This is a genomic window from Isoptericola sp. NPDC056618 (genome assembly GCF_042792715.1).
Taxonomy (GTDB): Bacteria; Actinomycetota; Actinomycetes; order Actinomycetales; family Cellulomonadaceae; genus Isoptericola; species Isoptericola nanjingensis.
The window spans coordinates 225,997-250,279 of the sequence record NZ_JBHTVZ010000005.1 but is presented as its reverse complement, the minus strand read 5'-3'; the positions used below and the strand labels follow the sequence as shown (position 1 = coordinate 250,279).

Annotated in this window: 22 protein-coding genes; 16 read left to right on the top strand and 6 right to left on the bottom strand. The window is 74.4% G+C overall.

The annotated features are described in order from the left end of the window. Position 1: 1 nt before the first annotated feature. From steA to ACFQ8T_RS09715, 7 genes are all read left to right on the top strand, one after another. Positions 2-1,195, top strand: coding sequence for a putative cytokinetic ring protein SteA (gene steA, locus ACFQ8T_RS09745; RefSeq protein ID WP_430546333.1), 1,194 nt, complete (start codon positions 2-4; stop codon positions 1,193-1,195). Between the two features lie 82 nt (positions 1,196-1,277). Then, on the top strand, positions 1,278-2,279 hold the full coding sequence (locus ACFQ8T_RS09740; RefSeq protein ID WP_430546332.1) for a copper transporter: 1,002 nt from the start codon (positions 1,278-1,280) through the stop codon (positions 2,277-2,279). Then, complete coding sequence (locus ACFQ8T_RS09735; protein WP_430546331.1) at positions 2,279-3,160, top strand: hypothetical protein; 882 nt, start codon at positions 2,279-2,281, stop codon at positions 3,158-3,160. Before ACFQ8T_RS09740 ends, ACFQ8T_RS09735 begins: the two co-directional genes overlap by 1 nt. A 4-nt stretch (positions 3,161-3,164) precedes the next feature. After that, positions 3,165-4,844, top strand: a complete 1,680-nt coding sequence (murJ, locus tag ACFQ8T_RS09730) for a murein biosynthesis integral membrane protein MurJ (RefSeq protein WP_430546330.1) — start codon at positions 3,165-3,167, stop codon at positions 4,842-4,844. 58 nt (positions 4,845-4,902) lie between these two features. Then, positions 4,903-6,585, top strand: a complete 1,683-nt coding sequence (locus ACFQ8T_RS09725; RefSeq protein WP_430546329.1) for a CTP synthase — start codon at positions 4,903-4,905, stop codon at positions 6,583-6,585. Next, positions 6,582-7,232, top strand: a complete 651-nt coding sequence (locus ACFQ8T_RS09720) for an NUDIX domain-containing protein (RefSeq protein WP_430546328.1) — start codon at positions 6,582-6,584, stop codon at positions 7,230-7,232. The genes ACFQ8T_RS09725 and ACFQ8T_RS09720 overlap by 4 nt, the downstream gene beginning before the upstream one ends. Positions 7,233-7,254: 22 nt before the next feature. Beyond that, positions 7,255-10,683 (top strand): BTAD domain-containing putative transcriptional regulator, encoded by a 3,429-nt coding sequence (locus ACFQ8T_RS09715; RefSeq protein WP_430546327.1) that lies wholly within the window; start codon positions 7,255-7,257, stop codon positions 10,681-10,683. Here the strand turns inward: ACFQ8T_RS09715 and ACFQ8T_RS09710 are convergent. The 6 genes from ACFQ8T_RS09710 to ACFQ8T_RS09685 all read right to left on the bottom strand — a co-directional run bounded on the left by ACFQ8T_RS09710 (position 10,665) and on the right by ACFQ8T_RS09685 (position 16,131). After that, entirely contained in the window at positions 10,665-11,513 is an 849-nt protein-coding gene (locus tag ACFQ8T_RS09710; protein WP_430546326.1) for an ABC transporter permease, read from the bottom strand. The two genes, ACFQ8T_RS09715 and ACFQ8T_RS09710, sit on opposite strands and share 19 nt — an antisense overlap. After that, positions 11,510-12,508, bottom strand: coding sequence for an ATP-binding cassette domain-containing protein (locus ACFQ8T_RS09705; RefSeq protein ID WP_430546325.1), 999 nt, complete (start codon positions 12,506-12,508; stop codon positions 11,510-11,512). Before ACFQ8T_RS09705 ends, ACFQ8T_RS09710 begins: the two co-directional genes overlap by 4 nt. A gap of 89 nt (positions 12,509-12,597) precedes the next feature. Continuing rightward, a complete protein-coding gene (locus tag ACFQ8T_RS09700) occupies positions 12,598-13,326 on the bottom strand; it encodes an aminotransferase class IV (protein ID WP_430546324.1) in 729 nt (242 codons plus the stop codon). A 37-nt stretch (positions 13,327-13,363) separates the two neighbouring features. Beyond that, positions 13,364-14,335 carry a heme A synthase gene (locus tag ACFQ8T_RS09695; RefSeq protein ID WP_430546323.1) on the bottom strand — a complete coding sequence of 324 codons (972 nt, stop codon included), beginning with the start codon at positions 14,333-14,335 and terminating at the stop codon, positions 13,364-13,366. 87 nt (positions 14,336-14,422) lie between these two features. Further along, a complete protein-coding gene (locus ACFQ8T_RS09690) occupies positions 14,423-15,214 on the bottom strand; it encodes an ABC transporter permease (RefSeq protein WP_430546322.1) in 792 nt (263 codons plus the stop codon). Then, positions 15,211-16,131 (bottom strand): ABC transporter ATP-binding protein, encoded by a 921-nt coding sequence (locus tag ACFQ8T_RS09685; protein WP_430546347.1) that lies wholly within the window; start codon positions 16,129-16,131, stop codon positions 15,211-15,213. Before ACFQ8T_RS09685 ends, ACFQ8T_RS09690 begins: the two co-directional genes overlap by 4 nt. A 178-nt stretch (positions 16,132-16,309) precedes the next feature. Between ACFQ8T_RS09685 and ACFQ8T_RS09680 the strand changes: the two genes are divergently transcribed. The 9 genes from ACFQ8T_RS09680 (at position 16,310) to ACFQ8T_RS09640 (ending at position 23,925) form a co-directional block, all read left to right on the top strand. Further along, positions 16,310-16,948 (top strand): HdeD family acid-resistance protein, encoded by a 639-nt coding sequence (locus ACFQ8T_RS09680; RefSeq protein WP_430546321.1) that lies wholly within the window; start codon positions 16,310-16,312, stop codon positions 16,946-16,948. A gap of 151 nt (positions 16,949-17,099) precedes the next feature. Continuing rightward, on the top strand, positions 17,100-17,876 hold the full coding sequence (locus ACFQ8T_RS09675) for a helix-turn-helix transcriptional regulator (RefSeq protein ID WP_430546320.1): 777 nt from the start codon (positions 17,100-17,102) through the stop codon (positions 17,874-17,876). Next, positions 17,873-19,336 carry a Fe-S cluster assembly protein SufB gene (sufB, locus tag ACFQ8T_RS09670; RefSeq protein ID WP_429767171.1) on the top strand — a complete coding sequence of 488 codons (1,464 nt, stop codon included), beginning with the start codon at positions 17,873-17,875 and terminating at the stop codon, positions 19,334-19,336. The genes ACFQ8T_RS09675 and sufB overlap by 4 nt, the downstream gene beginning before the upstream one ends. Further along, positions 19,336-20,532: a Fe-S cluster assembly protein SufD gene (gene sufD, locus ACFQ8T_RS09665; RefSeq protein ID WP_429767170.1), complete on the top strand. Its 1,197-nt coding sequence runs from the start codon at positions 19,336-19,338 to the stop codon at positions 20,530-20,532. The genes sufB and sufD overlap by 1 nt, the downstream gene beginning before the upstream one ends. A gap of 7 nt (positions 20,533-20,539) precedes the next feature. Continuing rightward, positions 20,540-20,887, top strand: coding sequence for a non-heme iron oxygenase ferredoxin subunit (locus ACFQ8T_RS09660; protein ID WP_380316062.1), 348 nt, complete (start codon positions 20,540-20,542; stop codon positions 20,885-20,887). Between the two features lie 42 nt (positions 20,888-20,929). Beyond that, positions 20,930-21,697 (top strand): Fe-S cluster assembly ATPase SufC, encoded by a 768-nt coding sequence (gene sufC, locus ACFQ8T_RS09655; RefSeq protein WP_429767169.1) that lies wholly within the window; start codon positions 20,930-20,932, stop codon positions 21,695-21,697. A gap of 46 nt (positions 21,698-21,743) precedes the next feature. Then, positions 21,744-23,042 (top strand): cysteine desulfurase, encoded by a 1,299-nt coding sequence (locus ACFQ8T_RS09650; protein ID WP_430546319.1) that lies wholly within the window; start codon positions 21,744-21,746, stop codon positions 23,040-23,042. Positions 23,043-23,062: 20 nt separating this feature from the next. Continuing rightward, positions 23,063-23,527 (top strand): Fe-S cluster assembly sulfur transfer protein SufU, encoded by a 465-nt coding sequence (gene sufU, locus ACFQ8T_RS09645; RefSeq protein WP_430546318.1) that lies wholly within the window; start codon positions 23,063-23,065, stop codon positions 23,525-23,527. Positions 23,528-23,553: 26 nt separating this feature from the next. Beyond that, positions 23,554-23,925: a metal-sulfur cluster assembly factor gene (locus tag ACFQ8T_RS09640; protein WP_429767164.1), complete on the top strand. Its 372-nt coding sequence runs from the start codon at positions 23,554-23,556 to the stop codon at positions 23,923-23,925. The last annotated feature ends 358 nt before the right edge of the window (positions 23,926-24,283 follow it).

The following is a 24,283-nucleotide window of genomic DNA, read 5'->3' as shown; positions in this document are numbered from 1 at the left end:
GATGAGAATGATCCTGCGCAAGTCCGAGCGTGCGCCCGACGCCGGCGACGAGAGCACCGACGTGACAGGGCCCGCCCGGGTCGGTACGCGGACCAAGGACCTGACCAAGCGCCTGCACGCCGGCGACGTGGCCGTCATCGACCACGTCGACATCGACCGTGTCGCGGCGGACGCGCTGGTGGCGGTCGGCCCGGCGGCGGTGCTGAACGCCGCCCGCTCGACGTCGGGCCGCTACCCGAACGCGGGGCCGGGCATCCTCGTCGACGCGGGCATCACGCTGGTCGACGACCTGGGCCCCGCCGTGATGGCGCTGCCCGAGGGCGCCGCGGTGCGGATCGACGGCGGCACCGTGGTCGTCGACGGCACCACCGTGGCGGAGGGCGTCCGCCAGTCCCCGGAGACCGTCGCGGCGGACATGGTCGCGGCGCGCGAGGGGCTGTCGGAGGAGATCGAGAACTTCGCCGAGAACACGATGACGTACCTGCGTCGGGAGCGGGACCTCCTGCTCGACGGCGTCGGCGTGCCGGACGTGCGGACGAAGTTCGAGGGCCGGCACGTGCTGATCGTCGTGCGCGGCTACCACTACCGCGAGGACCTGGCGATGCTGCGGTCCTACATCACGGAGAACCGGCCGGTGCTGGTCGGCGTCGACGGCGGCGCCGACGCGATCATCGACGCGGGCTGGAAGCCGGACATGATCGTCGGCGACATGGACTCGGTGTCCGACCGTGCGCTGTCGTCGGGGGCGGAGATCGTGGTGCACGCGTACCGCGACGGCAACTCGCCCGGGTTGGACCGCGTGCAGGCGCTCGGCGTCGATCCCGTGGTGTTCCCCGCGACGGGGACCAGCGAGGACATCGCCATGCTCCTCGCGGACGACAAGGGGGCCGAGCTGATCGTCGCGGTCGGTACGCACGCCACGCTGGTCGAGTTCCTCGACAAGGGGCGGGCGGGCATGGCCAGCACCTTCCTCACCCGGCTGCGCGTGGGCGGCAAGCTCGTGGACGCCAAGGGCGTGTCCCGGCTGTACCGCACCCGGATCTCGAACCTGCAGCTCACGCTGCTGTCCCTGGCGGGCGTGGCTGCCGTCGTCGCGGCGCTGTGGTCCACCGCGGCGGGGCAGACGCTCTTCGGGCTGATCGGTGCCCGGATCGACGACCTCGTCTCCTGGGTGGGTAGCCTCTTCGGCGGGTGACGCCCCCTGCGCGCCCTCCCGGCATCCTGCTCGACCCGACCCGACCCGACCGCTCCGACCTGACAAGGAACCTCTGCCGACCGTGATCGACTTCAGGTATCACCTCGTCTCGCTGATCTCCGTCTTCCTCGCCCTCGCGGTGGGCATCATCCTCGGTGCCGGCCCGCTCCAGGGCACCCTCGGGGACCAGCTCACCGAGCAGGTCGACGCGCTGCGCAACGAGCGCAACACCCTGCGCGAGGAGCTCGGGCAGGCGCAGACCACGGCACAGGACCAGCGGCGCTTCATCGAGAGCGCCGGCGACCAGCTCGTCGCCGGGTCGCTCGCGGGGATGAACGTCGCCGTGGTCGAGGTGGACGAGGTGAGCGACGCGAACCGCAAGGCCGTGCTGGACCAGCTGGAGGCGGCGGACGGCACGGTCGTCGCGCAGGAGCGGCTGGCCGCGTCGTGGACGTCGGCGGACGAGCTGACCATGCGGGAGACCGTCGCGGACGGGCTGCGCGAGAAGCTCCCCGCCGGCGCCGTCGAGGGCGTGATCGACGAGGACTCCGGCCCGGCCGAGCTGCTCGCCGCGTCGCTCACCGTGGCGCTCACCGACTCCTCGGGTTCCGCGGGCCCGTCCGCGTTCAGCGAGGCAGCCCTCGAGCAGCAGCATCTCCTGGAGCAGGTGGGCCTCGTCGAGCAGGTGGCCGAGCCGAGCGCGCCCGCGGACGCGATCCTGCTGCTGTCGAGCGGCGCCACCGGTGCCGACGAGGAGGAGCAGACGCAGGACGCCGACCCGGAGCAGACCGGGATGGGCGCGCTCGCCGCGCTCGCGGGGACGTCCGCGGAGATCGCGGGGACCTCGGTGGTGGCCGGGCCGACGACGCGCGACGGCGACCTGATCGCCACGATCCGTGCCGACGACGGGCTCTCGGACCTGGTGAGCACGGTCAGCGGCGTGGAGCAGACGACGGGGCAGATCGTCGTGCCGCTCGCCATCGCCGCCCAGGACGCCGGCGCCGTCGACCAGTACGGCTTCGAGGAGGGCGCGTCCGTCCTCCCGCCGGTGGTCGAGCAGGGCGAGACGCAGGGGGACGGCTGATGACCGGCGTGGGCGCGCTGCTGCGCGGCGCGGTCGTCGCGGCCGCGAGCACGGCGCTCGCCCGGCGAGCCCTCGACACCGACCCGCCCGGCGGCGCCGCGCGCTGGACCCGCACCAACCACCGCGGCGAGCCGGTGAGCATGCTCGAGGGCCCGGCCGTCGCGGCCGGGCTCGTCGCCGGGACGCTCGCCACGGGCGGCGGCCGGGAGCGGGCCGGCGCCGCGCTCGCGACCGCCGGCGCGGCAGCGTTCGGGCTCGTGGACGACCTCGCCGAGGACACGAGCACGCGCGTCAAGGGGCTGCGGGGACACCTCGGCGCGCTCGCCGAGGGCCGCCTCACGACCGGCGGGCTCAAGGTGCTCGGCATCGGCGGGACGGCGCTCGTCGGCGCCGCGGTCGGCACCCGACGGGCCGGTGGCGCGGCGGGGCACCTGCTGGACGTCGCGGTGAACGGCGCCCTCGTCGCGGGCACGGCCAACCTGCTCAACCTCCTCGACCTGCGTCCCGGCCGGGCGCTCAAGGCGTCGGCGGCCCTGAGCCTGCCCGTCGCGGGCGGCTCCGCGGGCGCGGCGACCGGTGTCGTCCTCGGGGCGGCCGCCGTCGCGGCCTCCGGCGACCTCGCCGAGCGGGACATGCTGGGCGACGGCGGCGCGAACGCGCTCGGCGCGCTGGTCGGCGCGCAGTGGGCGTTCGGCGCCCCGCGCGCGGTGCGGCTCGCCGCGCTGGCGTCCGTCGTCGGGCTCACGCTCGCGTCCGAGCGCTTGAGCTTCTCCGCCGTCATCGAGCGCACGCCGTGGCTGCGCGCCGCGGACGGCTGGGGTCGCCGCCCGGCAGAGGCCCAGGAGCAGGACCCGGCGCAGGAACCCGCCGCGGGGGAGTGAACCCATGACGTCGCGCCCGGGCGGGCTGCGGGCGGCGACCCAGACGCTCGCCGGCGCCGCCGCGATGATCACCGTCGTGACGGTGGCGAGCAGGCTGGTCGGGTTCGCCCGGTCGCTCGTCCTGTCGTGGGCGGTGGGTACCGAGGGCGTGGGCTCGGCCTACAGCGCGGCGAACCAGCTGCCGAACGTCCTGTTCGAGGTGGCGGCGGGCGGCGCCCTCGCAGGTGCCGTCGTCCCGCTGCTGGCAGGACCGATCGCGCGACGTTCCGCGAAGGAGACCTCCGGCGTGGCCTCGGCGCTGCTCGGCTGGACCCTCGCCGTCCTGGTCCCGCTCGGTGCCCTGCTCGCGATCCTCGCCGGGCCGATCGCGTCGCTCCTCATGGGGGACAAGCACCCCGAGCTCGTGGACGTCACCGCCACCTTCGTGCGGACGTTCGCGCTCCAGGTGCCGCTGTACGGGCTCGCGGTGGTGCTCGGCGGCATCCTGCAGGCCCACAAGCGCTTCTTCTGGCAGGCGTTCGCGCCGCTGTTGTCCAGCCTCGCCGTGATCGCCGTCTACCTCGTGTTCGTCGGCATGGCCGACGGGGACCAGGGCGACGTCGCGGCGCTCTCCACGACGGCGATCGGCTGGCTGGGCTGGGGCACGACGGCGGGCGTCGCGTTCCTCGCGCTGCCGCTCGTGCTCCCGGTGCTCCGGACGGGGACGCGGCTGCGCCCCACGCTGCGCTTCCCCGGGGGCGAGGGTGTCCGTGCCCGCAACCTCGCGCTGGCGGGCGTCGGCGCGCTGGTGGCGCAGCAGCTGTCCGTGCTCGCCGTGATGGGGGCGGCGTTCCAGTTCGGGCCGGAGCAGACGTTCCCCACGTACACGTTCGCCCAGCAGGTCTACCTGCTGCCGTACGCCGTGCTGGCGTTCCCGCTCGCGACGAGCGCGTTCCCGCGGCTCGCCGAGCACGTGGCGCACGGGCGCCGCGACCGGTTCCGCGGCCTGCTCGCCACGACCACCCGGACCCTGCTCGTCGTGTCCGGGCTGGGCGTGGGGGCGCTCGTCGCCGCGTCCGGGGCCGTGGAGGCGGTGTTCGCCCGCATCGCGAGCGGGTCGGTGGCCGGGCTCGGTGACGCCGTCGCGTGGATGGCGCCGGGGATCGTCGGGTTCGCGCTGATCCTGCACCTGTCGCGGGCGCTGTACGCGATCGACCACCAACGGGTGGCGGTGGTCGTCACGGCGGCCGGGTGGCTGGTCGTGGCCGTGGCGGCGTTCGCCCTGCCCGCCGCGACGGGAGTCCGGGACCAGGCGGGCGTGCTCGCCCAGCTCGGTCTGGCCACGGCGCTGGGCATGACGGTCGCCGGGGCGGGCCTGCTCGCGGCCGTGGGCCGGTACGCCGGACGCGAGGCGCTGCGGGGGGTCCCGCGGACCCTCGTCGTGCTCGTCGTCGCGACCGGGCTCGGTGCCTGGGCGGGGTCGCTGGTGTCGGGCGCGCTGCTCCCGGCGGACGCCACGATCCTCCCGGCGCTGGGCGTCGGGGTGCTCGCCGCCGTGGTCGGGGGCGTCGTCGTCGTGGGCGGCTTCCTGCTGGCCGACCGGTCCGCCGTGACGGGGATCGTGCGCCGGCGCGGCCCCGCGCCCACCGAGGACACTGACGAGCCTGCCGAGGCCGCGGAACCGGCCGACCGACCCACGGAGTGACCAGGCGCACCGCGCGGTCCGCGTGCCGCCGTCCGACCCGCTGTTAGGATGGAGTTCCGTGGCCGACACCGCGAACAGACTCCAGCCCCGCTCCTCCAGCCGCACGGGTGCGACGCACCAGACACGGCACATCTTCGTGACGGGCGGTGTGGCGTCGTCGCTCGGCAAGGGACTCACCGCCTCCTCGCTCGGGCGCCTGCTGCGCTCGCGCGGCCTGCGGGTCACGATGCAGAAGCTCGACCCGTACCTCAACGTGGACCCGGGCACGATGAACCCGTTCCAGCACGGCGAGGTGTTCGTCACCGAGGACGGCGCCGAGACCGACCTCGACATCGGCCACTACGAGCGATTCCTCGACGTGGAGCTGCCGGCCTCCTCGAACGTCACCACCGGACAGGTCTACTCCCGCGTGATCGCCAAGGAGCGCCGCGGCGAGTACCTGGGCGACACGGTCCAGGTGATCCCGCACATCACGGACGAGATCAAGTCGCGCATGCGCGACCAGGCCGGCCCCGACGTCGACGTGATCATCACCGAGATCGGCGGCACCGTCGGCGACATCGAGTCCCAGCCGTTCCTCGAGGCCGCGCGCCAGGTGCGGCACGAGCTCGGCCGTGACGACTGCTTCTTCCTGCACGTCTCGCTCGTGCCCTACATCGGCCCGTCGGGCGAGCTGAAGACCAAGCCGACCCAGCACTCGGTGGCCGCGCTGCGGTCGATCGGTATCCAGCCGGACGCGATCGTGCTGCGGGCCGACCGCGTGGTCCCGGAGCCCATCAAGCGCAAGATCGCGCTCATGTGCGACGTGGACAACGAGGCCGTCGTCAACGCCGTCGACGCGCCGAGCATCTACGACATCCCCCGCGTGCTGCACGCCGAGGGCCTGGACGCCTACGTCGTGCGCCGCCTCGACCTGCCCTTCCACGACGTCGACTGGGACGGCTGGAGCCAGCTCCTGGAGCGCGTGCACGAGCCGGAGCACAACGTCGAGATCGCCCTCGTGGGCAAGTACATCGACCTGCCCGACGCGTACCTGTCGGTGACCGAGGCGCTGCGCGCCGGCGGCTTCGACAACGACGCGAAGGTCGGCATCCGGTGGGTGGCCGCCGATGACTGCCAGACGCCCGAGGGCGCGCAGGAGGCGCTCGAGGGCGTCGACGCGGTGCTCGTGCCCGGCGGCTTCGGCGTGCGCGGCATCGACGGCAAGGTCGGCGCGCTGCGCTGGGCGCGCGAGAACCTCGTGCCGACGCTGGGCATCTGCCTGGGGTTGCAGTCGATGGTCATCGAGTACGCGCGCAACGTGCTCGACCTCGAGGACGCCTCGTCGACGGAGTTCGACCCGAACAGCACGCACCCGGTCATCGCGACGATGGCCGAGCAGCTCGCGATCGTGGGCGGCGAGGGCGACCTGGGCGGCACCATGCGCCTCGGCGCGTACGACGCCCACCTCGGGGCCGGCTCCGTCGTCGCCAAGGCGTACGGCAGCGAGCGGGTGTCGGAGCGCCACCGCCACCGGTACGAGGTCAACAACGCGTACCGCGCGCAGCTCGAGGAGGCGGGCCTGGTGTTCTCCGGCACGTCGCCCGACGCGCAGCTCGTGGAGTTCGTGGAGCTGCCCGCCGACGTGCACCCGTACTACGTGAGCACCCAGGCGCACCCGGAGTTCAAGTCGCGCCCCACCCGCTCGCACCCGCTCTTCTCGGGGCTGGTCGCGGCGGCGCTCGAGCGCCAGGGCGCGTGACGGCGCCCGTCGGCGGGGCGGGCCCGTCCGTCGCGGACGAGCGGGCCCCGCGGCCGGTGCTGCGGCACGAGGTGCTGCAGCGTGGCCGCATCGTCGACCTGGTGCGCGACGACGTCGACCTCGGCGCCGCGGGGACGGTGACCCGGGAGTACGTGGTGCACCCGGGCGCGGTCGCGGTCGTCGCGCTCGACGACGCCGACCGGGTCCTGCTGCTGCGGCAGTACCGGCACCCGGTGCGGTCCCGGATGTGGGAGGTCCCGGCCGGGCTCCTCGACGTCGCCGGCGAGCCGCCGGCGGAGGCGGCCGCGCGCGAGCTCGCGGAGGAGACCGACACCACCGCCGCGCGATGGCACGTGCTGGCCGACTTCGCGTCGTCGCCCGGCAGCAGCGACGAGACGGTGCGCGTCTTCCTCGCCCGCGGCCTCGGCCAGGTACCCGACGCGGACCGGCACGCGCGCACGGGCGAGGAGGCCGAGATCGAGCTCCGGTGGGTGCCTCTAGACGAGGCGGTCGCCCGGGTGCTCGACGGCAGCCTGCACAACCCGTCCGCCGTGGTGGGCGTCCTCGCCGCCGCCGCGAGCCGTGCGGGCGGGTGGGCGTCGCTGCGGCCGGCGGACGCGCCCTGGCCGTCGCGACGGGGCGCCTGAGCGGCCGGTAGGCTCCACAGGCGTGCGTGACGCCCCTGAACCCGCTCCCGACGTGCCCGCGGGCGCGCCCGCGGTGCGGGTCCTCGGCCCGGTCCGGGTCGCGGGTCCGGACGGCGCCGAGCGCGCTCCCCGCGGGGCTCGCGCCGCGGCGCTGGTCGCGCTCCTGGCGCTCGCGGGGCCCCGGGGCGTCTCCTCCGGCGGCCTCGTCGACCGGCTGTGGCAGGAGTCGCTGCCCGGCGACCCGCGGGCCGCGCTCCAGAACCTGGTCTCCCGGCTGCGGGCGGTCGCCGGTCGCGGTGTCGTGCGCGCGACGGAGACCGGCTACGCCCTGGGCGTCGCCTCCGACCTGGACCGGGTGCGCGACGGGCTGACCCGGGCGCGCCGCGAGGTCGTCTCGGGCGACCCGGCCGCCGCCCAGGCGACCGCGGAGGACGCCCTGTGCCTGTGGGCGGGCACACCCGGCGGAGACCTCGAGGGCGGCGAGTTCGCCGACGTCGCGCGCGAGCTCGCGACCGTCGCGCAGCGGTGGCGCGACGAGCTGCGGCTGGTGCGCCGCGACGCGGCAGAGGCCGCCGGCCAGCACGCGGTCGTCGCCGAGGTCGCCGGCGCGGACGTCGCCGCGGACCCCACGGACGAGGACGCCGCCCGCGCGCTCATGGGCGCCCTGGGCGGGCTCGGCCGGCCTGCGGAGGCGCTGCGCGTCTTCACCCGCCTGCGGTCGGTCCTGGTGCGCGAGCTGGGCAGCGAGCCCGGACCCGCCACCGTCGCGCTCTACGAGCGGCTCGCCGCAGACGTCGCCGCGGAGGGCACGCCGACGGCGCCGACGCCGACGCCGACCCCGGCCACGGTCCCGCCGTCGCCCGCGCCGACCGGTACGGGAGCAGCCGAGACCCCGGGTAGGGCGGTGGCCGGGACGGCCCGCGGCCTCCGGCGCTACCCGACGCCGCTGCTGGGCCGGGAGGCCGACGTCGCCGCCGTGCGCGACGCCCTCGGGACGGCCCGGCTCGTCACCGTCCTGGGGCCGGGCGGGCTGGGCAAGACGCGGCTCGCGCAGGAGGTGGCGCGCCGCGCGGTCGCCGGCACCGGCCTCGTGGTCGTCGTCGAGCTGGTCGGCGTGCGCGCCGACGACGACGTCGTCCTGGCGCTCGCCGACGCGCTGGGCGTGGCACCCGGCTCGACCACCCTGCGCCTGGCCGACCGGCTCCAGGCCGGCGACCTGGCGAGCCAGGTCGCCGCACGGCTGCGCGACGCCGACGCGCTCGTCGTGCTGGACAACTGCGAGCACGTCGTCGAGGGAGCCGCCCGCTGGGCCGGCGCGCTGCTGGACGTCTCGCCGCGGCTGCGGGTGCTGGCCACCAGCCGGACGCCGCTGCTGCTGGAGGAGGAGTCGACGTACGCGCCCGCGCCTCTCGGCGCCGACCCGGACGAGGAGGACGGCGGCCCCGCGGTGCGCCTGTTCGTCGAGCGGGCCCGCGCGGTGCGTCCCGACGCCCTGCTGGACCGCGCGGCCGTCGCGCGCCTCTGCGACCGCCTGGACGGGCTCCCGCTGGCCATCGAGCTGGCGGCCGCGCGCGTGCGGACCCTCAGCGTCGCCGAGGTCGAGGCGCGGCTCGACGAGCGGTTCGCCCTGCTCCGCGTGCGCGACCGCTCGGTGCCCGACCGGCACCGCACGCTCGAGGCCGTGCTCGACTGGAGCTGGAACCTGCTCACGGCCGGGCAGCAGGCGCTGTGGCGGCGTGCCGCGACGCTGCCCGACGGATTCTCGGCGGAGGCGGCGCGCGCCCTGCTGCCCGACGTGCCCGGGTGGCAGGTGGACGACGACGTCACGACGCTGGAGCTGCAGTCCCTCGTGCGCGTCGAGGAGGCCGACGGAGCGACCCGGTACCGGATGGTCGAGACCGTGCGGGAGTTCGGGCTGCTGCGGCTCGCCGCGGCCGGGGAGGTGGCGGCCGCCGAGGCGGCCGTGCTCGCGTGGTCGCTGACGGTGTCCCGGCGGTGCGCCTCGCGGCTGCTGAGCCCGCGTCAGCGCGACGCGGTCGTGGAGCTCGGCCGGGAGCAGGAGAACCTGCTGTTCGCGGTGCGGCGCGCGATGGACCTGGGCCGGCCCGACGCCGTGGTGCACGGCTTCGTCGCGCTGCTCGGGAGCTGGGCGGTGCGCGGCGCCGAGGAGCGGGTCGTCGGCCTGCTGCCGGGCGTGCTGCACGCTCTCGAGGGGTGGCCGGTGCCCGAGGAGCACGCGGACGCCACCGCCATCGCGCTCGAGGCGATCGCCGCGGCCTCGGTCTTCGGGGTGCCGGGGACGGCGGCCCGCCCGCTGGGGCGGCTGCGTCGCCTCCTGCGCTCCAGCCGGGCCGTCGGCTCCCGCACGCGCGAGCTCGCCGACCTCGTCCTGGCGCGGACCCCCGAGGAGTCGCTCGGCGTGCTCGCCCGGCTGCAGGCGTCCGAGGACGCGTACACGGCGCTGATCGGCCACATGTTCGAGGCCCAGCAGCGGGAGAACGACGGCGAGATCGCGCGCGCCGTGGAGCTGGCCCGGGCCGCGCACGAGGTGGCGCGCGGGATCGACGACGCCGCTGCCTCGGCCATGACGGCGATGGTCCTCGCCTCGTTCCTGACGGAGCGCGGCGAGGCCGAGGAGGGGGCTCGCTGGGTCGCCGCCGCGAAGGACGGCGTCGCGGCGATCGGCGCCGAGGAGATGCAGTGGCAGGTGCGGTGGATCGAGCTGGGCACCGCCCTCTCCCTGGACCGTCTCGAGGTCGCCGAGGCCGTCGTCGAGTCCATGGTCCCTGCCGCCGAGGGCGGCCACGACGGCCGGGAGGCGCAGGCGCGCGGCGTCGTCGAGCTGGGGCGTGGCGAGCTGGCGTGGGCGCGCGGCGACCGCGGCGAGGCGCTCGCCCGCCTCGCGCGGGCGCTGGAGACGTTCGGAACCGGCCAGCCGCAGGGCGACGCCGCGCCGTGGTTCCTGCTGCTCGCGTCGGCCACCCTCGTGCGCCGGGTGCAGGCGGGGGTCGACGACGGCGGTCTCGTGCGCCGGATCGTCGACGTGGGGAGGCGCCTGCGGGGCGACGGGCGCGGGTTCGTCGACCGGCCGGTGCTCGCGACGTCGTCGGTGGGCGTCGCCTGCTGGGCCTGCCTCGGCGGTGCGTCGTCGGTCGGCACCGCCGAGGACCACGACGGCCGCGCCGCCGACGGCGCGGAGCTGCTGGCGCTCGCGGGCCGCCTGGGCGCGCGCCAGGACCTGCCCGCCCTGCGGCTCGACCGCCTGCGGGCGGAGGTGGCCGACGCCCTCGGCGAGCGCGGGGCGGAGATCGTCCGCGCGGGCGGGCGGCGGGCGGACGCCCTCGACCGCGACGACCTGGTGGCGCGCGCGGACGAGCTCCTGGTCCGTCTCGCGGCGGAGACGGACCAGGCGCCCGGGCCGGACGGGCCTGGTCAGGCCTTCTTCATGTAGCTCCGCACGGCGAGCGGGGCGAAGACGGCCACGACGACGGCGCAGCTCAGCAGCGCGATGCCGACCTGACCGGTCACGCTGCCGGTGCTGGCGAGGTCGCGGACCGCGGTCACGAGGTGCGACACCGGGTTCACGTTGACGAAGCCCTGCAGCCAGCCGGGCATCGTGTCCACGGGGACGAACGCGTTGGACAGGAACGTCAGCGGGAAGAGCACCAGGAACGAGATGCCCTGCACCGACGACGCGGACCGGCCGATGACGCCGAAGAACGCGAAGATCCAGCTGAGGGACCAGGCGCACACGATGACGAGCAGGCCGGCGAGCAGCACGCCGCCGACGCCGCCGCCCGGGCGCCAGCCCATGACCAGGCCCATGACGATCGTGAGCGTCGTCGCGATGAGGTAGCGGACGAGGTCCGCGACCAGGGCCCCGGCGAGCGGGGCGATGCGAGCGATGGGCAACGACTTGAACCGGTCGAACACGCCCTTGTCCATGTCCTCGCGCAGCTGGGTGCCGGTGACGGCGGAGGCCGTGATGACGGTCTGCACGAGGATGCCGGGGATGATGACCGGCAGGTAGGCCGCGATGCTGCCGGAGATCGCCCCGCCGAAGATGTACGTGAACATCAGCGTGAAGATGATCGGCTGCACCGTGACGTCGATCAGCTGTTCCGGCGTCCGGCGGATCTTGATGAGGCCGCGGCGCGCCATGGCCAGGGAGTCGGAGACGGCCTGCCCGGCGGTCACGCGGTTGCGCAGGGTGCGCTCGGCGCCGGGGACGATGCGTTCCCCGGGCGCCACGGGCGCGGCGGCGGTGGTGAGGGTGGTCATGCGGAGATCTCCTCGAGCTCGGGGGAGCCGGCGGCTCGGTCGGTCGTGGACTGGTCGGTGGCGTCGTGGCCGGTCAGCGTCAGGAACACCTCGTCGAGGGTCGGCTTGTCCATCGACAGCCCGTCGAGGTCGACGCCGGCGCCGCGCAGGCGGACCAGCAGGTCGGTGACGCGGGCCGGGTCGGCGACGGGCACGGTGAGACGGCGCGCCTCGGGGGAGACCGTCGCGGCGACACCGAGCACGTCCTGCACGGCCGCCTGGGCGGCCGGGGCGTCGTCGGGCCGCACGAGGGCGAGCTGCAGCGACTGCTGGCCGACCGACGACTTGAGCTCGTCCCCGGTGCCCTCGGCGACCACGCGGCCGCGGTCGATCACGGCGATGCGGTCGGCGAGCTGGTCGGCCTCGTCGAGGTACTGCGTGGTGAGCAGCACGGTCGAGCCCGTCGCGACGAGGCGGCGGATGGTCTCCCACATCTGGGCGCGGGTGCGCGGGTCGAGGCCGGTGGTCGGCTCGTCCAGGAAGAGGAGCGGGGGCTGGGCGATGAGGCTCGCCGCCAGGTCGAGCCGGCGCCGCATGCCGCCGGAGAAGTTCTTCAGCGGGCGCGCGGCGGCGTCGGTGAGGCTGAACTCCTCGAGCAGGTCGCGGGTGCGTCGCGTCGCGGCGGACCCCTTGAGCCCGTTGAGCCGGCAGAACAGCAGGAGGTTCTCGGTGGCGCTGAGCGTCTCGTCGACGGACGCGTACTGCCCCGTGACTCCGATGAGCTGGCGCACGACGAACGGCTCGCGCGACACGTCGTGGCCGAAGACGGACGCCCGGCCGGCGTCGGGCCGCAGGAGCGTCGCGAGCATGCGGATCGTGGTGGTCTTCCCGGCGCCGTTCGGGCCGAGGACCCCGTAGACCGTGCCGGTGGCGACCTCGAGGTCGACCCCGTCCACGGCGCGGTTGTCGCCGAAGGTCTTGACGAGGCCCTCGGCCTCGATCGCGGTGGTGGTCATGGCACCACCGTGCGCGGTGCCGCTCCCAACGCGCTGTCACGGCGCTGTCACGCGCTCGCCTCGGCTGTCACGCGCCCGTCCGCCCGCGGCTACGGCGCCTCCCAGGGGAGGGCGGCCACCCCGCGCCGGATCGCCTCCACCCGCGCGGTCGCGTCCGGGAGGTCCCTCCCGTCGACGGACGCGACGGCGACGATGCCGATGGAGTTGACGAGGAACGCCCCGGAGGCGCTGCGCAGGTCGTCGAGGTGCACGGGACCGGTCCGGGTCGGCGTCGTCTCCGCGACCAGCGCGAGGCCGGTGCCGCGCAGGTGCGGGGCGTCGGGCCACAGCACGTCGCCGTCGGGCCCGAGCACGCCGACGTTCGCGATGGTCGACTCCGCGACGGCGCCGTCCGGGCCGACGAGCAGCGCGTCGTCGTACCCTTCGCGCCCGACCTGCCGCGCCCACTGCGCCTGCGCGAAGCCGCCCAGGTGCTTGAGGTGCGCGAACGGGCGCAGGTACGGCACGGAGCGCAGGCGCTGCGGACGGGTCGGGGGGAGGCGAGGCTCGCCCACCTGGACGGCGACGCGCTCGGGGTCGCGCAGCACGACGCGGACCGAGGCGTCGTCCTGACCGGCGAGCGCGTGCCGGAGGAGCCTGCGGACGCGGTCGCCGTCGAGCGGCAGACCGAAGATCTCGCGGTGCGCGGCGTCGAGCCGGGTCAGGTGGTGGCCCAGGCCCTGGACCCCGCCGCCGCGCACCTGCATCGCGGTGAAGTGGCCGTCCGTGGACGCGACCTGCTCGGCCGTCGCGGGGCGGCCGTCGACCTCGATGCGCACGCCTGCACCGTAGCGCGGCGGGGGCCCGGAGGCGGCGTCAGGCGCGGGTGCGCAGCTTCAGGACGGCGTTCGCGGTGGCCCAGGCGAGGCAGCCGGCGCCCACCAGGTGCACGCCGACGAGGATCTCGGGCAGGCCGGTGAAGTACTGCACGTAGCCGACGAGGCCCTGCGACAGCGTGACCGCGAGCAGCACCCACGCGCCCTTGCGCGCGGCCGCGACCCGCGGGCCGGCCGGCCGCCGGTGCAGCAGCACCAGGAGCACGACGAGGGTGATGAGGAACAGCCACACGGACTCGGAGTGCGCCCGCGTCATGGTCAGCGGGTCGAGCGCCAGCCGGTAGCCGACCTCCGTGTCGCCCGAGTGCGGGCCGGAGCCCGTGACGAGCACGCCCAGCGTCACCACCGGGATCAGCAGCAGGCCGAGCAGGGCGCCGGTCGTCGCGACGCCGCGGCCCGCGACGCGCTGCGGGGGCCCGTCGCCCTCGCCGTGCCGGTGCAGCAGGTACGCGCTGAACCACACGAGGGCGACCGAGACGCCGAAGTGGAGGGAGACCCAGCCGGGGTGCAGGTGCAGCAGCACCACGATGCCTCCGATGACCGCCTGGGTGAGCACGCCCGCCAGGGGCACGATGCCCAGGGCCCGGTACGACTCGGTCCGGCGCCGGTCGGTCCACACCAGGACCAGCACCATGACGCCGATGACGCTCAGCACGCCCGTCATGGTCCGGTTGCCGAACTCGACGAACGAGTGGATCGAGGACGCCTCGTGGAACACCGGCGTGAAGTGCCCCGGCTCGCACATCGGCCAGGTGGAGCAGCCGAGCCCGGAGTCGGTGAGCCGCACCGCGCCGCCCGTGCCGATGACGAGGATCTGCCCGATGACGTTCGCCAGGAGCACGCCGCGGGTCCAGGGCCGGAACCGGGCGAGGCGGTCGGGGCGGTCGGTCCGGTCGGGCGTGGCGCCGGCACCCGCCTCGGGGGCGGGCGCGGCGGGGCTCGGCGAGGTCACGGGTCCACGCTATCCCTCGGTCCGGGCCGTTCGGGCGGCGACGGCCGCCCCACGGTGTGACGTTGGCCCGGTCGTGTCAGCGCCCGGTCACTGCCAGCGGAAGAAGCGGGCCGCGGCCCACCCGAGCAGCGCGGTCCAGGCGGCGAGCACCACGAGCGCGAGCGCGGGTACGCCGGTGCCGAGCAGCGCGCCCCGCATCGCCTCGCCGAGCGCGCCGGACGGCAGGAACGTCGCGAGCTGTTCGAGGGGGCCGGGCAGCTGGCCCGGCGGCACCAGCAGGCCGCCGCCCACGACGAGCAGCACGAGGACGAGGTTCGCGAGAGCGAGCACGCCCTCGGCGCGCAGCGTGCCCGCGAGCAGGAGCGCCAGCGCGGTGAAGCAGGCCGTGCCGAGCAGACCGACGCCGACGGCCGCGAGGATCCCGCCCGCCGCGGGGTGCCACCCCAGCGCGAGGGCGACCGCCCCGATGACGACGACCTGCACGACCTCGACGGCCAGGACGCCGAGCAGCTTGCCGGCGAGCAGCCCGCCCCGCCCGAGCGGCGTCGTCGCCAGGAGGCGCAGCACGCCGTTGCGGCGGTCGAACGCCGTGGCGATGGCCTGCGAGGTGAACGCCGTCGAGACGCAGGCGAGCGCGAGCACGCCCGGCGTCACGAAGTCGATCCGGTCCAGGCCGCCGGTGTCGATCTCGACGACGCTGGTGCGCGTCAGGCCGAGGAGCACCATGACCGGCAGCACGATCGTGACGAGGAGCTGCTCGCCGTTGCGCAGCACGGCCCGCGTCTCGAACCCGGTCTGGGACAGCACGCGGCGCCACGCGGGGGCGGCGGCACCGCGCCCGCTCGTGCCGCTGGTCGGGTGCGGGGTGGTGGTGGTCATCGCAGGTGCCGTCCCGTCAGGTCGAGGAAGACGTCCTCCAGCGTGCGCCGGCCCACGGTGAGGCGGCTCGCGAGGACGTCGTGGTCGGCGAGCCAGGCCGTGAGGACGGCCAGGGTGCGCGGCCCGGCGGGGCCGGCGACCACGTACGAACCGGGTTGCGGCTCGCTGACCGCCCAGGGTCCGCGCTCGCCGGCGGCGTCGAGGGCAGCCGCGACGGCGGCGGGGTCGAGGCCCGCGGCGGCGTCGAAGCGCAGGGTGCGGTCGTCCTGGGCGTCGGGGGAGAGGAGCTCGGGCACGGAGCCGCTGGCGATGAGGCGGCCGTGGTCGACGACGTGCACGCGGTCGGCGAGGTCCTCGGCCTCGTCCATGAGGTGCGTCGTGAGCACGACGGCGGTGCCCTCGTCGCGCAGCTCGCGCACGAGGTCCCACACGGCGTGGCGGCTCTGCGGGTCCATGCCCGCGCTCGGCTCGTCGAGGAACACCACCTCGGGCCGCCCGACGACCGCCGCCGCGAGGGACAGCCGCTGGCGCTGCCCGCCGGACAGCCGCCGCACCGTGGTGCGGGCGAACGACCCGAGGCCCAGGCGCTCGCCGAGCTCGCCCAGGTCCCGCGGCGCCGCGTACATGGAGGCGACGTGGTGCAGGACCTCGCCGGCGCGGGCGCCCGTGGGCAGCCCGCCGTCCTGCAGCATGACGCCGACGCGGGGGCGCAGCGCGCTGGCGTCGGCCACGGGGTCGAGGCCGAGGACGCGCACCGTGCCGCCGTCGGGGGAGCGCAGGCCCTCGCAGCACTCGATGGTGGTGGTCTTGCCCGCGCCGTTCGGCCCGAGCACGGCCGTCACCGCCCCGGCGTCGGCGACGAGGTCCAGACCTGCGACGACGTCGCGCCCGTCGTAGCGTTTGACCAGGCCCCGCACGCGGACGGCGGCCCCGGCAGCGGGATCGACGGAGCCGGCGCGCGGGTCCTCGGCAGAGTGCGCGGACGGCGTGGCGCCGTCCGCGCCCGATGGCGCGATCGAGGTGGGCACCGGAAGATTCTACGGACGTCGCCCGGCCGGGCGGCGCAGGCTCGTACGACCGAGGAGCTCGACGGACATGACCTTCTACGCGTTCACGCCGCCGCAGGACGTCGCAGCCCTGGCGCGGCGGCTCTGGTACTGGCCGGTCGTGCGTGGTGTGCTCGCCCTGCTCTTCGGGCTCCTGGCGATCTTCCTGCCCGACAAGACGCCGACGCTGCTCGTCCAGGTGTTCGGGGTGTTCGTGCTGGTCGACGGCCTGGTGAGCATCGTCGACGGGATCCGGCGGCGCGGCACCTCGGCGGGCTCGGTGAACACGGGCGTCGGGATCGTCGCGCTGGTGCTCGGCGCCCTGCTGCTGCTCCTGCCGAAGGTGTTCCTCGGCGTCGTCCTCATCCTCGTGGCCGTCTGGGCACTGATCTTCGGCCTCCTGCAGCTGTTCGTCGTCCCGGCCATGCGCGGGCGCGGCGGCGCGTCGTGGGTGTGGAACCTGCTCGCGGGCCTGCTGCTGCTGGCGCTCGCGGTGGTCTGCTTCGTCAACCCGGCCGACGCGATCGTGGGCCTGTCCATCGTGATCGGCGTGTTCGCGGTGATCATCGGGATCGTGATGATCGCCCTCGGGTTCAAGCTGCGCCAGCTCGGGCAGCAGGCGTCCGGCGGGGGCGCGGGCGGCCGCCCGGGCGAGGTCATCGAGGGCCGCATCGTCACCGACGAGTGACGTTCGCGACACCGGGGCCCTCGAGGGGGCCCTGTGAGGCTTGCCTTGCTTGACATCCTGGATTACGCAACAAGGATGTTCCCTATATCGACGTCGTCGCCGGGGGTGAGGTTTGCCCCCGGTGGTCCACGAGCCGCACGGGGGTGAGCGCATGCCGACCAGCACGACCGACCGCACGGCCGCACGCGTCGACCCCCGCCTGCTCGACGGCGCGCCCGAGGCCGACGGCACCACCCGCCGCCGCGTCCTGGAGCTCGTCGCCGGCGAGGGTCCCGTGACGGCGGGGGAGCTCGCCGACCGGCTCGGCCTCACCTCCGCCGCCGTCCGCCGGCACCTCGCCTGCCTCGAGGAGGACGGCACGATCGCGGTGCACGAGGCCGGTCCGTCGTCGGGCCGCCGGGGCCGCCCCGCCCGCCGCTACGTCGTCAGCGCTCGCGGGCAGTCGGACCTCGCGGGCGGTTACTCCGAGCTCGCGGCCCAGGTGATGCGCTACCTGCGCGAGACCGGCGGGACGGACGCCGTGGCGCGGTTCGCCGCCGACCGGTACGACGCCGTCGTCACGCGGTACGCGCCCCGCCTCACCGCCACCGACCCGCAGGAGCGCGCGGCCCAGCTCGCCGACCTGCTGTCGGCCGACGGCTACGCCGCCTCGGTCCGCCCGGTGAGCGGACCGCTGCTGCCCACCGTCCAGCTGTGCCAGGGGCACTGCCCGGTGCAGCACGTCGCCGAGGAGTTCACCGAGCTGTGCGAGGCCGAGGCCCGCGCGTTCTCCGAGCTGCTCGGCACGCACGTCCAGCGCCTCGCCACGATCGCGGGAGGCGCGCACGCGTGCGTCACGAACGTCCCGATCGTCTCCACCCCGACGTCCCCCCAGAACCTCCCCACCCCGGCCCACCGCACCCGCGGCACGCAGGAAGGAACACGATGAGCGCTCCCACCCAGGACGCCGCCCAGGCGGCTTCGGCGCAGGGCACCGAGAAGCGGTCCGATGACGAGATCATCGACTCGATCGGTGCGTACGAGTACGGCTGGCGCGACAGCGACGCCGCGGGCGAGGCCGCGCAGCGCGGTCTGAACGAGGACGTCGTCAAGAACATCTCCGAGCTCAAGAACGAGCCCGAGTGGATGCGCAAGGCGCGCCTCAAGGCGCTGCGCCTCTTCGACAAGAAGCCGATGCCGAACTGGGGCGCCGACCTCACCGGGATCGACTTCGACCGGATCAAGTACTTCGTGCGCTCCACGGAGAAGCAGGCCGCCAGCTGGGAGGACCTGCCCGAGGACATCCGCGCCACCTACGACCGGCTCGGCATCCCCGAGGCGGAGAAGCAGCGCCTCGTGGCCGGCGTCGCCGCGCAGTACGAGTCCGAGGTCGTGTACCACCAGATCCGCGAGGACCTCGAGGCCCAGGGCGTCATCTTCGTCGACACCGACACCGGCCTGCGCGACTACCCGGAGCTGTTCCAGGAGTACTTCGGCACGGTCATCCCGGCGGGCGACAACAAGTTCGCCGCGCTGAACTCGGCCGTGTGGTCGGGCGGCTCGTTCGTCTACGTGCCGCCGGGCGTGCACGTGGAGATCCCGCTGCAGGCCTACTTCCGCATCAACACGGAGAACATGGGCCAGTTCGAGCGGACGCTGATCATCGCGGACGAGGGCTCCTACGTGCACTACGTCGAGGGCTGCACCGCGCCGATCTACTCGAGCGACTCGCTGCACTCCGCGGTCGTCGAGATCGTCGTGAAGAAGAACGCCCGCGTGCGCTACACGACCATCCAGAACTGGTCGAACAACGTGTACAACCTGGTGACCAAGCGCGCCACGGCCGCCGAGGGCGCCACCATGGAGTGGGTCGACGGCAACATCGGCTCCAAGGTCACGATGAAGTACCCGGCGATCTACCTGCTGGGCGAGCACGCCCGCGGCGAGACGCTGTCCATCGCCTTCGCGGGCGAGGGCCAGCACCAGGACGCCGGCTGCAAGATGGTGCACGCCGCGCCGCGCACGTCGTCGTCGATCGTGTCGAAGTCCGTCGCCCGCGGCGGCGGCCGCACCTCGTACCGCGGCCTGGTGCAGGTGCTCGAGGGCGCCAAGCACTCCGCGTCGACCGTGCTGTGCGACGCGCTGCTCGTCGACCAGATCTCCCGGTCCGACACCTACCCGTACGTCGACGTCCGCGAGGACGACGTGTCCATGGGGCACGAGGCGACGGTCTCGCGGGTGAGCGAGGACCAGCTGTTCTACCTCATGTCCCGAGGCATGGAGGAGACCGAGGCGATGGCCATGATCGTGCGCGGGTTCGTCGAGCCCATCGCGCGCGAGCTGCCCATGGAGTACGCGCTCGAGCTCAACCGCCTCATCGAGCTGCAGATGGAAGGGTCCGTCGGCTGATGGCCATCACTACCGATCACTCCCGCGCCGTGGCCGACGGCGCCCACTCCCACGGCGTCGTGCCGGCGGGCTCGCGCGCCGAGCGCAAGACGTCGTTCGACCTCGCCGACATCCCCGTGCCCACCGGGCGCGAGGAGGAGTGGCGCTTCTCGCCGGTGGCGCGGCTCCAGCCGCTGTTCGGCGAGGAGCACGGCGCCGGCGGCGTGCTGACGACCGTCGTCGAGGCCCCCGAGGCCAAGGTCGAGATCGTCGGCAAGGACGACCCGCGCCTGGGCACGACCGGCAAGCCGGGCGACCGCACCGCGGTGACCGCGTGGAACGCGGCCGCCGAGGCGACCGTCGTCACGCTCCCCGCCGAGGCCGTCGCCACCGACGTCACCTCCGTGCGCGTCGAGGGCGCGACGAAGGACCTCACGGCGCAGCACCTGCTGGTGCACGCCGAGCACCACGCCGAGGGCGTCGTCGTCATCGACCACCGCGGTGACGCGACCCTCAACCAGACGGTCGAGATCGTCGTCGACGAGGGCGCGCACCTCACCGTCGTCAGCGTCCAGGACTGGGCCGACGGCGCCGTGCACGCCTCCAGCCACCGGGCCCGCATCGGCCGCGACGCCAAGCTCAAGCACGTCGTCGTGACCTTCGGCGGCGACGTCGTGCGCCTCACGCCGGACGCGACGTTCACGGGCGAGGGCGGCGAGGTCGAGATGGTCGGCCTGTACTTCGCGGACGCGGACCAGCACCAGGAGCACCGCCTCTTCGTGGACCACGCCGTGCCGCGCTGCAAGTCGCGCGTCACGTACAAGGGCGCCCTGCAGGGCGCCGGCGCGCACGTGGTGTGGGTCGGGGACGTGCTCATCCAGGCCGAGGCCGAGGGCACCGACACCTACGAGCTCAACCGCAACCTGGTCCTCACCGACGGCGCCCGCGCCGACTCGGTGCCGAACCTGGAGATCGAGACGGGCGAGATCGAGGGCGCGGGGCACGCGTCGGCGACCGGCCGCTTCGACGACGAGCAGCTCTTCTACCTCATGGCCCGCGGCATCCCCGAGGTCGACGCCCGTCGGCTCGTGGTGCGCGGCTTCTTCGCCGAGCTGATCGACGAGATCGGCGTCCCGTCGGTCGAGGAGCGCCTGCTCGCGTCGATCGAGGCGGAGCTGGAGAAGTCGATGAGCGCCATCACCGGCGTCGCGGAGTGACCCGGCGATGACCTCTCAGCTGGCCTGCATGGCCGACGACCTCGCCCCCGAGGAGGCCATGCTCGTGGAGCTCGACGGCGCGGACGGGGCCCCGGTCCCGGTCGCCGTCGTGCGCGACGCCGACGGCGGCTGGCACGCCCTCTCGGACATCTGCTCGCACGGACAGGTCTCCCTGTCCGACGGGGAGGTCGAGGGCTGCCTGGTCGAGTGCTGGCTGCACGGCTCGCAGTTCGACCTGCGCACCGGCAAGCCGGTCCAGCTCCCCGCGACGCAGCCCGTACCGGTGTACCCGGTGACCGTGGACGGCGACCGCATCCTCGTGGACGTCGACGAGCGGCTCGCCGTCGCGTCCTGACCTGCCTCAGACTTTCGCAACACAGACCTGGAGACACGAAGCATGCCCACCCTGGAGATCCGCGACCTGCACGTCAGCGTCGAGACCAAGGAAGGCGCCAAGCCGATCCTGCGCGGCGTCGACCTGACCATCAACTCGGGCGAGACGCACGCCATCATGGGGCCGAACGGCTCCGGCAAGTCGACCCTCGCCTCGGCCCTCGCCGGCCACCCGAAGTACACGGTGACCTCCGGCACCGTCACGCTCGACGGCGAGGACCTCCTCGCGATGACCGTCGACGAGCGCGCCCGCGCCGGCCTCTTCCTCGCCATGCAGTACCCGGTCGAGGTGCCCGGTGTGTCCGTGGCGAACTTCCTGCGCACCGCCAAGACCGCCATCGACGGCGAGGCGCCCGCCCTGCGCACGTGGGGCAAGGAGGTCAAGGGTGCGATGGAGAACCTCCGCATCGACTCGACCTTCGCCGAGCGCTCCGTCAACGAGGGCTTCTCCGGCGGTGAGAAGAAGCGCCACGAGATCCTCCAGATGGAGCTCTTCAAGCCGCACTTCGCGATCCTCGACGAGACCGACTCCGGCCTCGACGTCGACGCCCTGCGCGTCGTGTCCGAGGGCGTGAACCGCGCCAAGTCGAACACCGACGTCGGCGTGCTGCTCATCACGCACTACACGCGCATCCTGCGCTACATCAAGCCGGACTTCGTGCACGTCTTCGTCGACGGCAAGATCGCCGAGGAGGGCGGCCCCGAGCTCGCGGAGCAGCTCGAGGAGAACGGCTACGACAAGTACGTCGGCACCGGCGCGACGATGGCCTGACCTCCTCGTCGAGCACTCGACCAGGAGCCGTCACCAGGAGGACAGCATGACCACCACCGACACCGTGCGCCCGTCGCTCACCGCGGCGGAGCTCGCGGCCGTGCGGGCGGACTTCCCGCTGCTCGGGCGCACGGTGCGGGGTGGCCGGCAGCTGGTCTACCTGGACTCGGCCGCGACGTCGCAGAAGCCGAATGTCGTGCTCGAGGCGGAGGTCGACTTCTACGAGCAGCGCAACGCGGCCGTGCACCGCGGCGCGCACCAGCTCGCCGAGGAGGCGACCGAGGCGTTCGAGGACGCCCGGGCGGCGGTGGCGAGGTTCGTCGGGGCCGACGAGGGCGAGATCGTCTGGACGCCGGGCGCGACCGCGGCCCTCAACCTCGTGGCGTACGCGTTCTCCAACGCGACGGCCGGGCGCGGGGGAGCCGCCGCTGAGCGGTTCCGCCTGTCCCCGGGCGACGAGATCGTCGTCACCGAGGCGGAGCACCACGCCAACCTCGTGCCGTGGCAGGAGCTGTGCGCCCGTACCGGCGCCGTCCTGCGCTGGTTCGGCGTCGACGACGACGGGCGGATCGACCTGTCCGACGTCGCGGGCGTGATCACCGAGCGCACCCGCGTGGTGGCGTTCGGCCACGTGTCCAACGTGACGGGCGCGATCGCCCCCGTGGCAGAGCTGGTCACCGCCGCGAAGAAGGTCGGGGCCGTCACGGTGCTCGACGCGTGCCAGTCCGTGCCGCACCTGCCGGTGGACCTGCACGCCCTGGGCGTGGACCTCGCGGCGTTCAGCGCCCACAAGATGCTCGGCCCGACCGGCGTCGGCGCGCTGTACGGGCGGCGCGAGCTGCTCGAGGCGATGCCGCCGGTCACCACGGGCGGGTCGATGGTCGAGGTCGTGACCATGGCCGGGACGACGTACGCCCCGCCGCCGCAGCGGTTCGAGGCCGGCACGCAGATGGTCGCGCAGGCCGTCGGCATGGGCGTCGCGGCGCAGTGGCTGGACGAGCTGGGCATGGACCGCGTGGCCGCGCACGAGCGCGAGCTCGCGGCCGAGCTGGTGCGCATCGGCGAGATCCCCGGCGTGCGGATCGTCGGCCCGGCGGACGCGCGCGACCGGCTCGCCGTCGTGTCGTTCGTCGTCGACGGCGTGCACGCGCACGACGTGGGGCAGGTGCTCGACGACAAGGGCATCGCCGTCCGCGTGGGGCACCACTGCGCGCAGCCGCTGCACCGCCGGTTCGGCGTGGCGGCGACGGCGCGCGCGTCGGCCTCCGTGTACACCACGGCCGAGGAGATCGCGGCGTTCCGGGAAGCACTGGCGGGCGTGCGCGCGTTCTTCGGTGTGGACTGACGTAGGCGGAGAGGACAGCAGTGAGCTCGCTCGAGCAGATGTACCAGCAGGTGATCCTGGACCACGCGAAGCGCCCGCACGGTCGGGGCCTCGTGGACGCGCCCACCGACCACCGGTCGGGGGAGTCGCACCAGGTGAACCCGACCTGCGGCGACGAGATCACGCTCCGCGTGGACGTCGACGGCACCACCGTGTCCGGCGTGTCCTGGGAAGGCCAGGGCTGCTCCATCTCGCAGGCGTCCGCCTCCGTGATGACGGAGCTCGTCACCGGGCACGACCTGGCCGACGTCGCCCGCCTGGACGCCGTCTTCCACGACCTCATGGCCTCGCGGGGCAAGGGTCTGGACGACGACGACGCGCTGGACGCCCTCGGCGACGCGAGCGCGTTCACCGGCGTCTCGCAGTACCCCGCCCGCATCAAGTGCGCGCTGCTCGGCTGGGCGGCGCTCAAGGACTCGCTGGCGCGCAGCGGCGCGCTGGGCTGAAGCCGACCTGAACCTGAGAGGACACGATGACCGAGAACACGACCGAGGCGGCTGCCCCGCCCGTCGCCGAGCCGGCCGCGGCCCCCACGCCCACCACGGCGGCGGACGTCGAGGAGGCCCTGCGCGACGTCATCGACCCCGAGCTGGGCATCAACGTTGTCGACCTGGGCCTCGTCTACGGCATCCAGGTGGACCAGAACAACATGTCCACGATCGACATGACGCTCACGTCGGCGGCCTGCCCGCTCACGGACGTCATCGAGGACCAGGCCGGCACCGCGCTCGAGGGGCTCGTCGACGGCTTCCGCATCAACTGGGTCTGGATGCCGCCGTGGGGCCCGGAGAAGATCACCGACGAGGGCCGTGAGCAGCTGCGGATGCTGGGGTTCAACGTCTGACCGAAAGTCGGGCATGTCGAGTACGTGCAGAGGCCCCGCCCTCGATGGAGGGCGGGGCCTCTCGCGTGACTCGAGCGGGCTTGCCGGGCGTTGCGCGTCGCAGCGAGGTCGTGGCCACGGCGTTCCGCCGGCAGCGAGCCCGGGCGCCAGCTCTGTGGCGGTGTCTGCTCCGGGCGCGTGATCGGCTGGCAGAGCGTCCCCGGGTCTGCGCACCGACCTCGCCCTGGTTGTCCTGGAGACGGACATCCCGACCCGCACCCGCGACGGCGGCAATCTGATCGGCCTCGCGCACCGCGGCGCCAAAAGGCATGCAGTACCTCGCGATCCGCGACACGCGCGCCTCGCAGAGGCCGGGGGC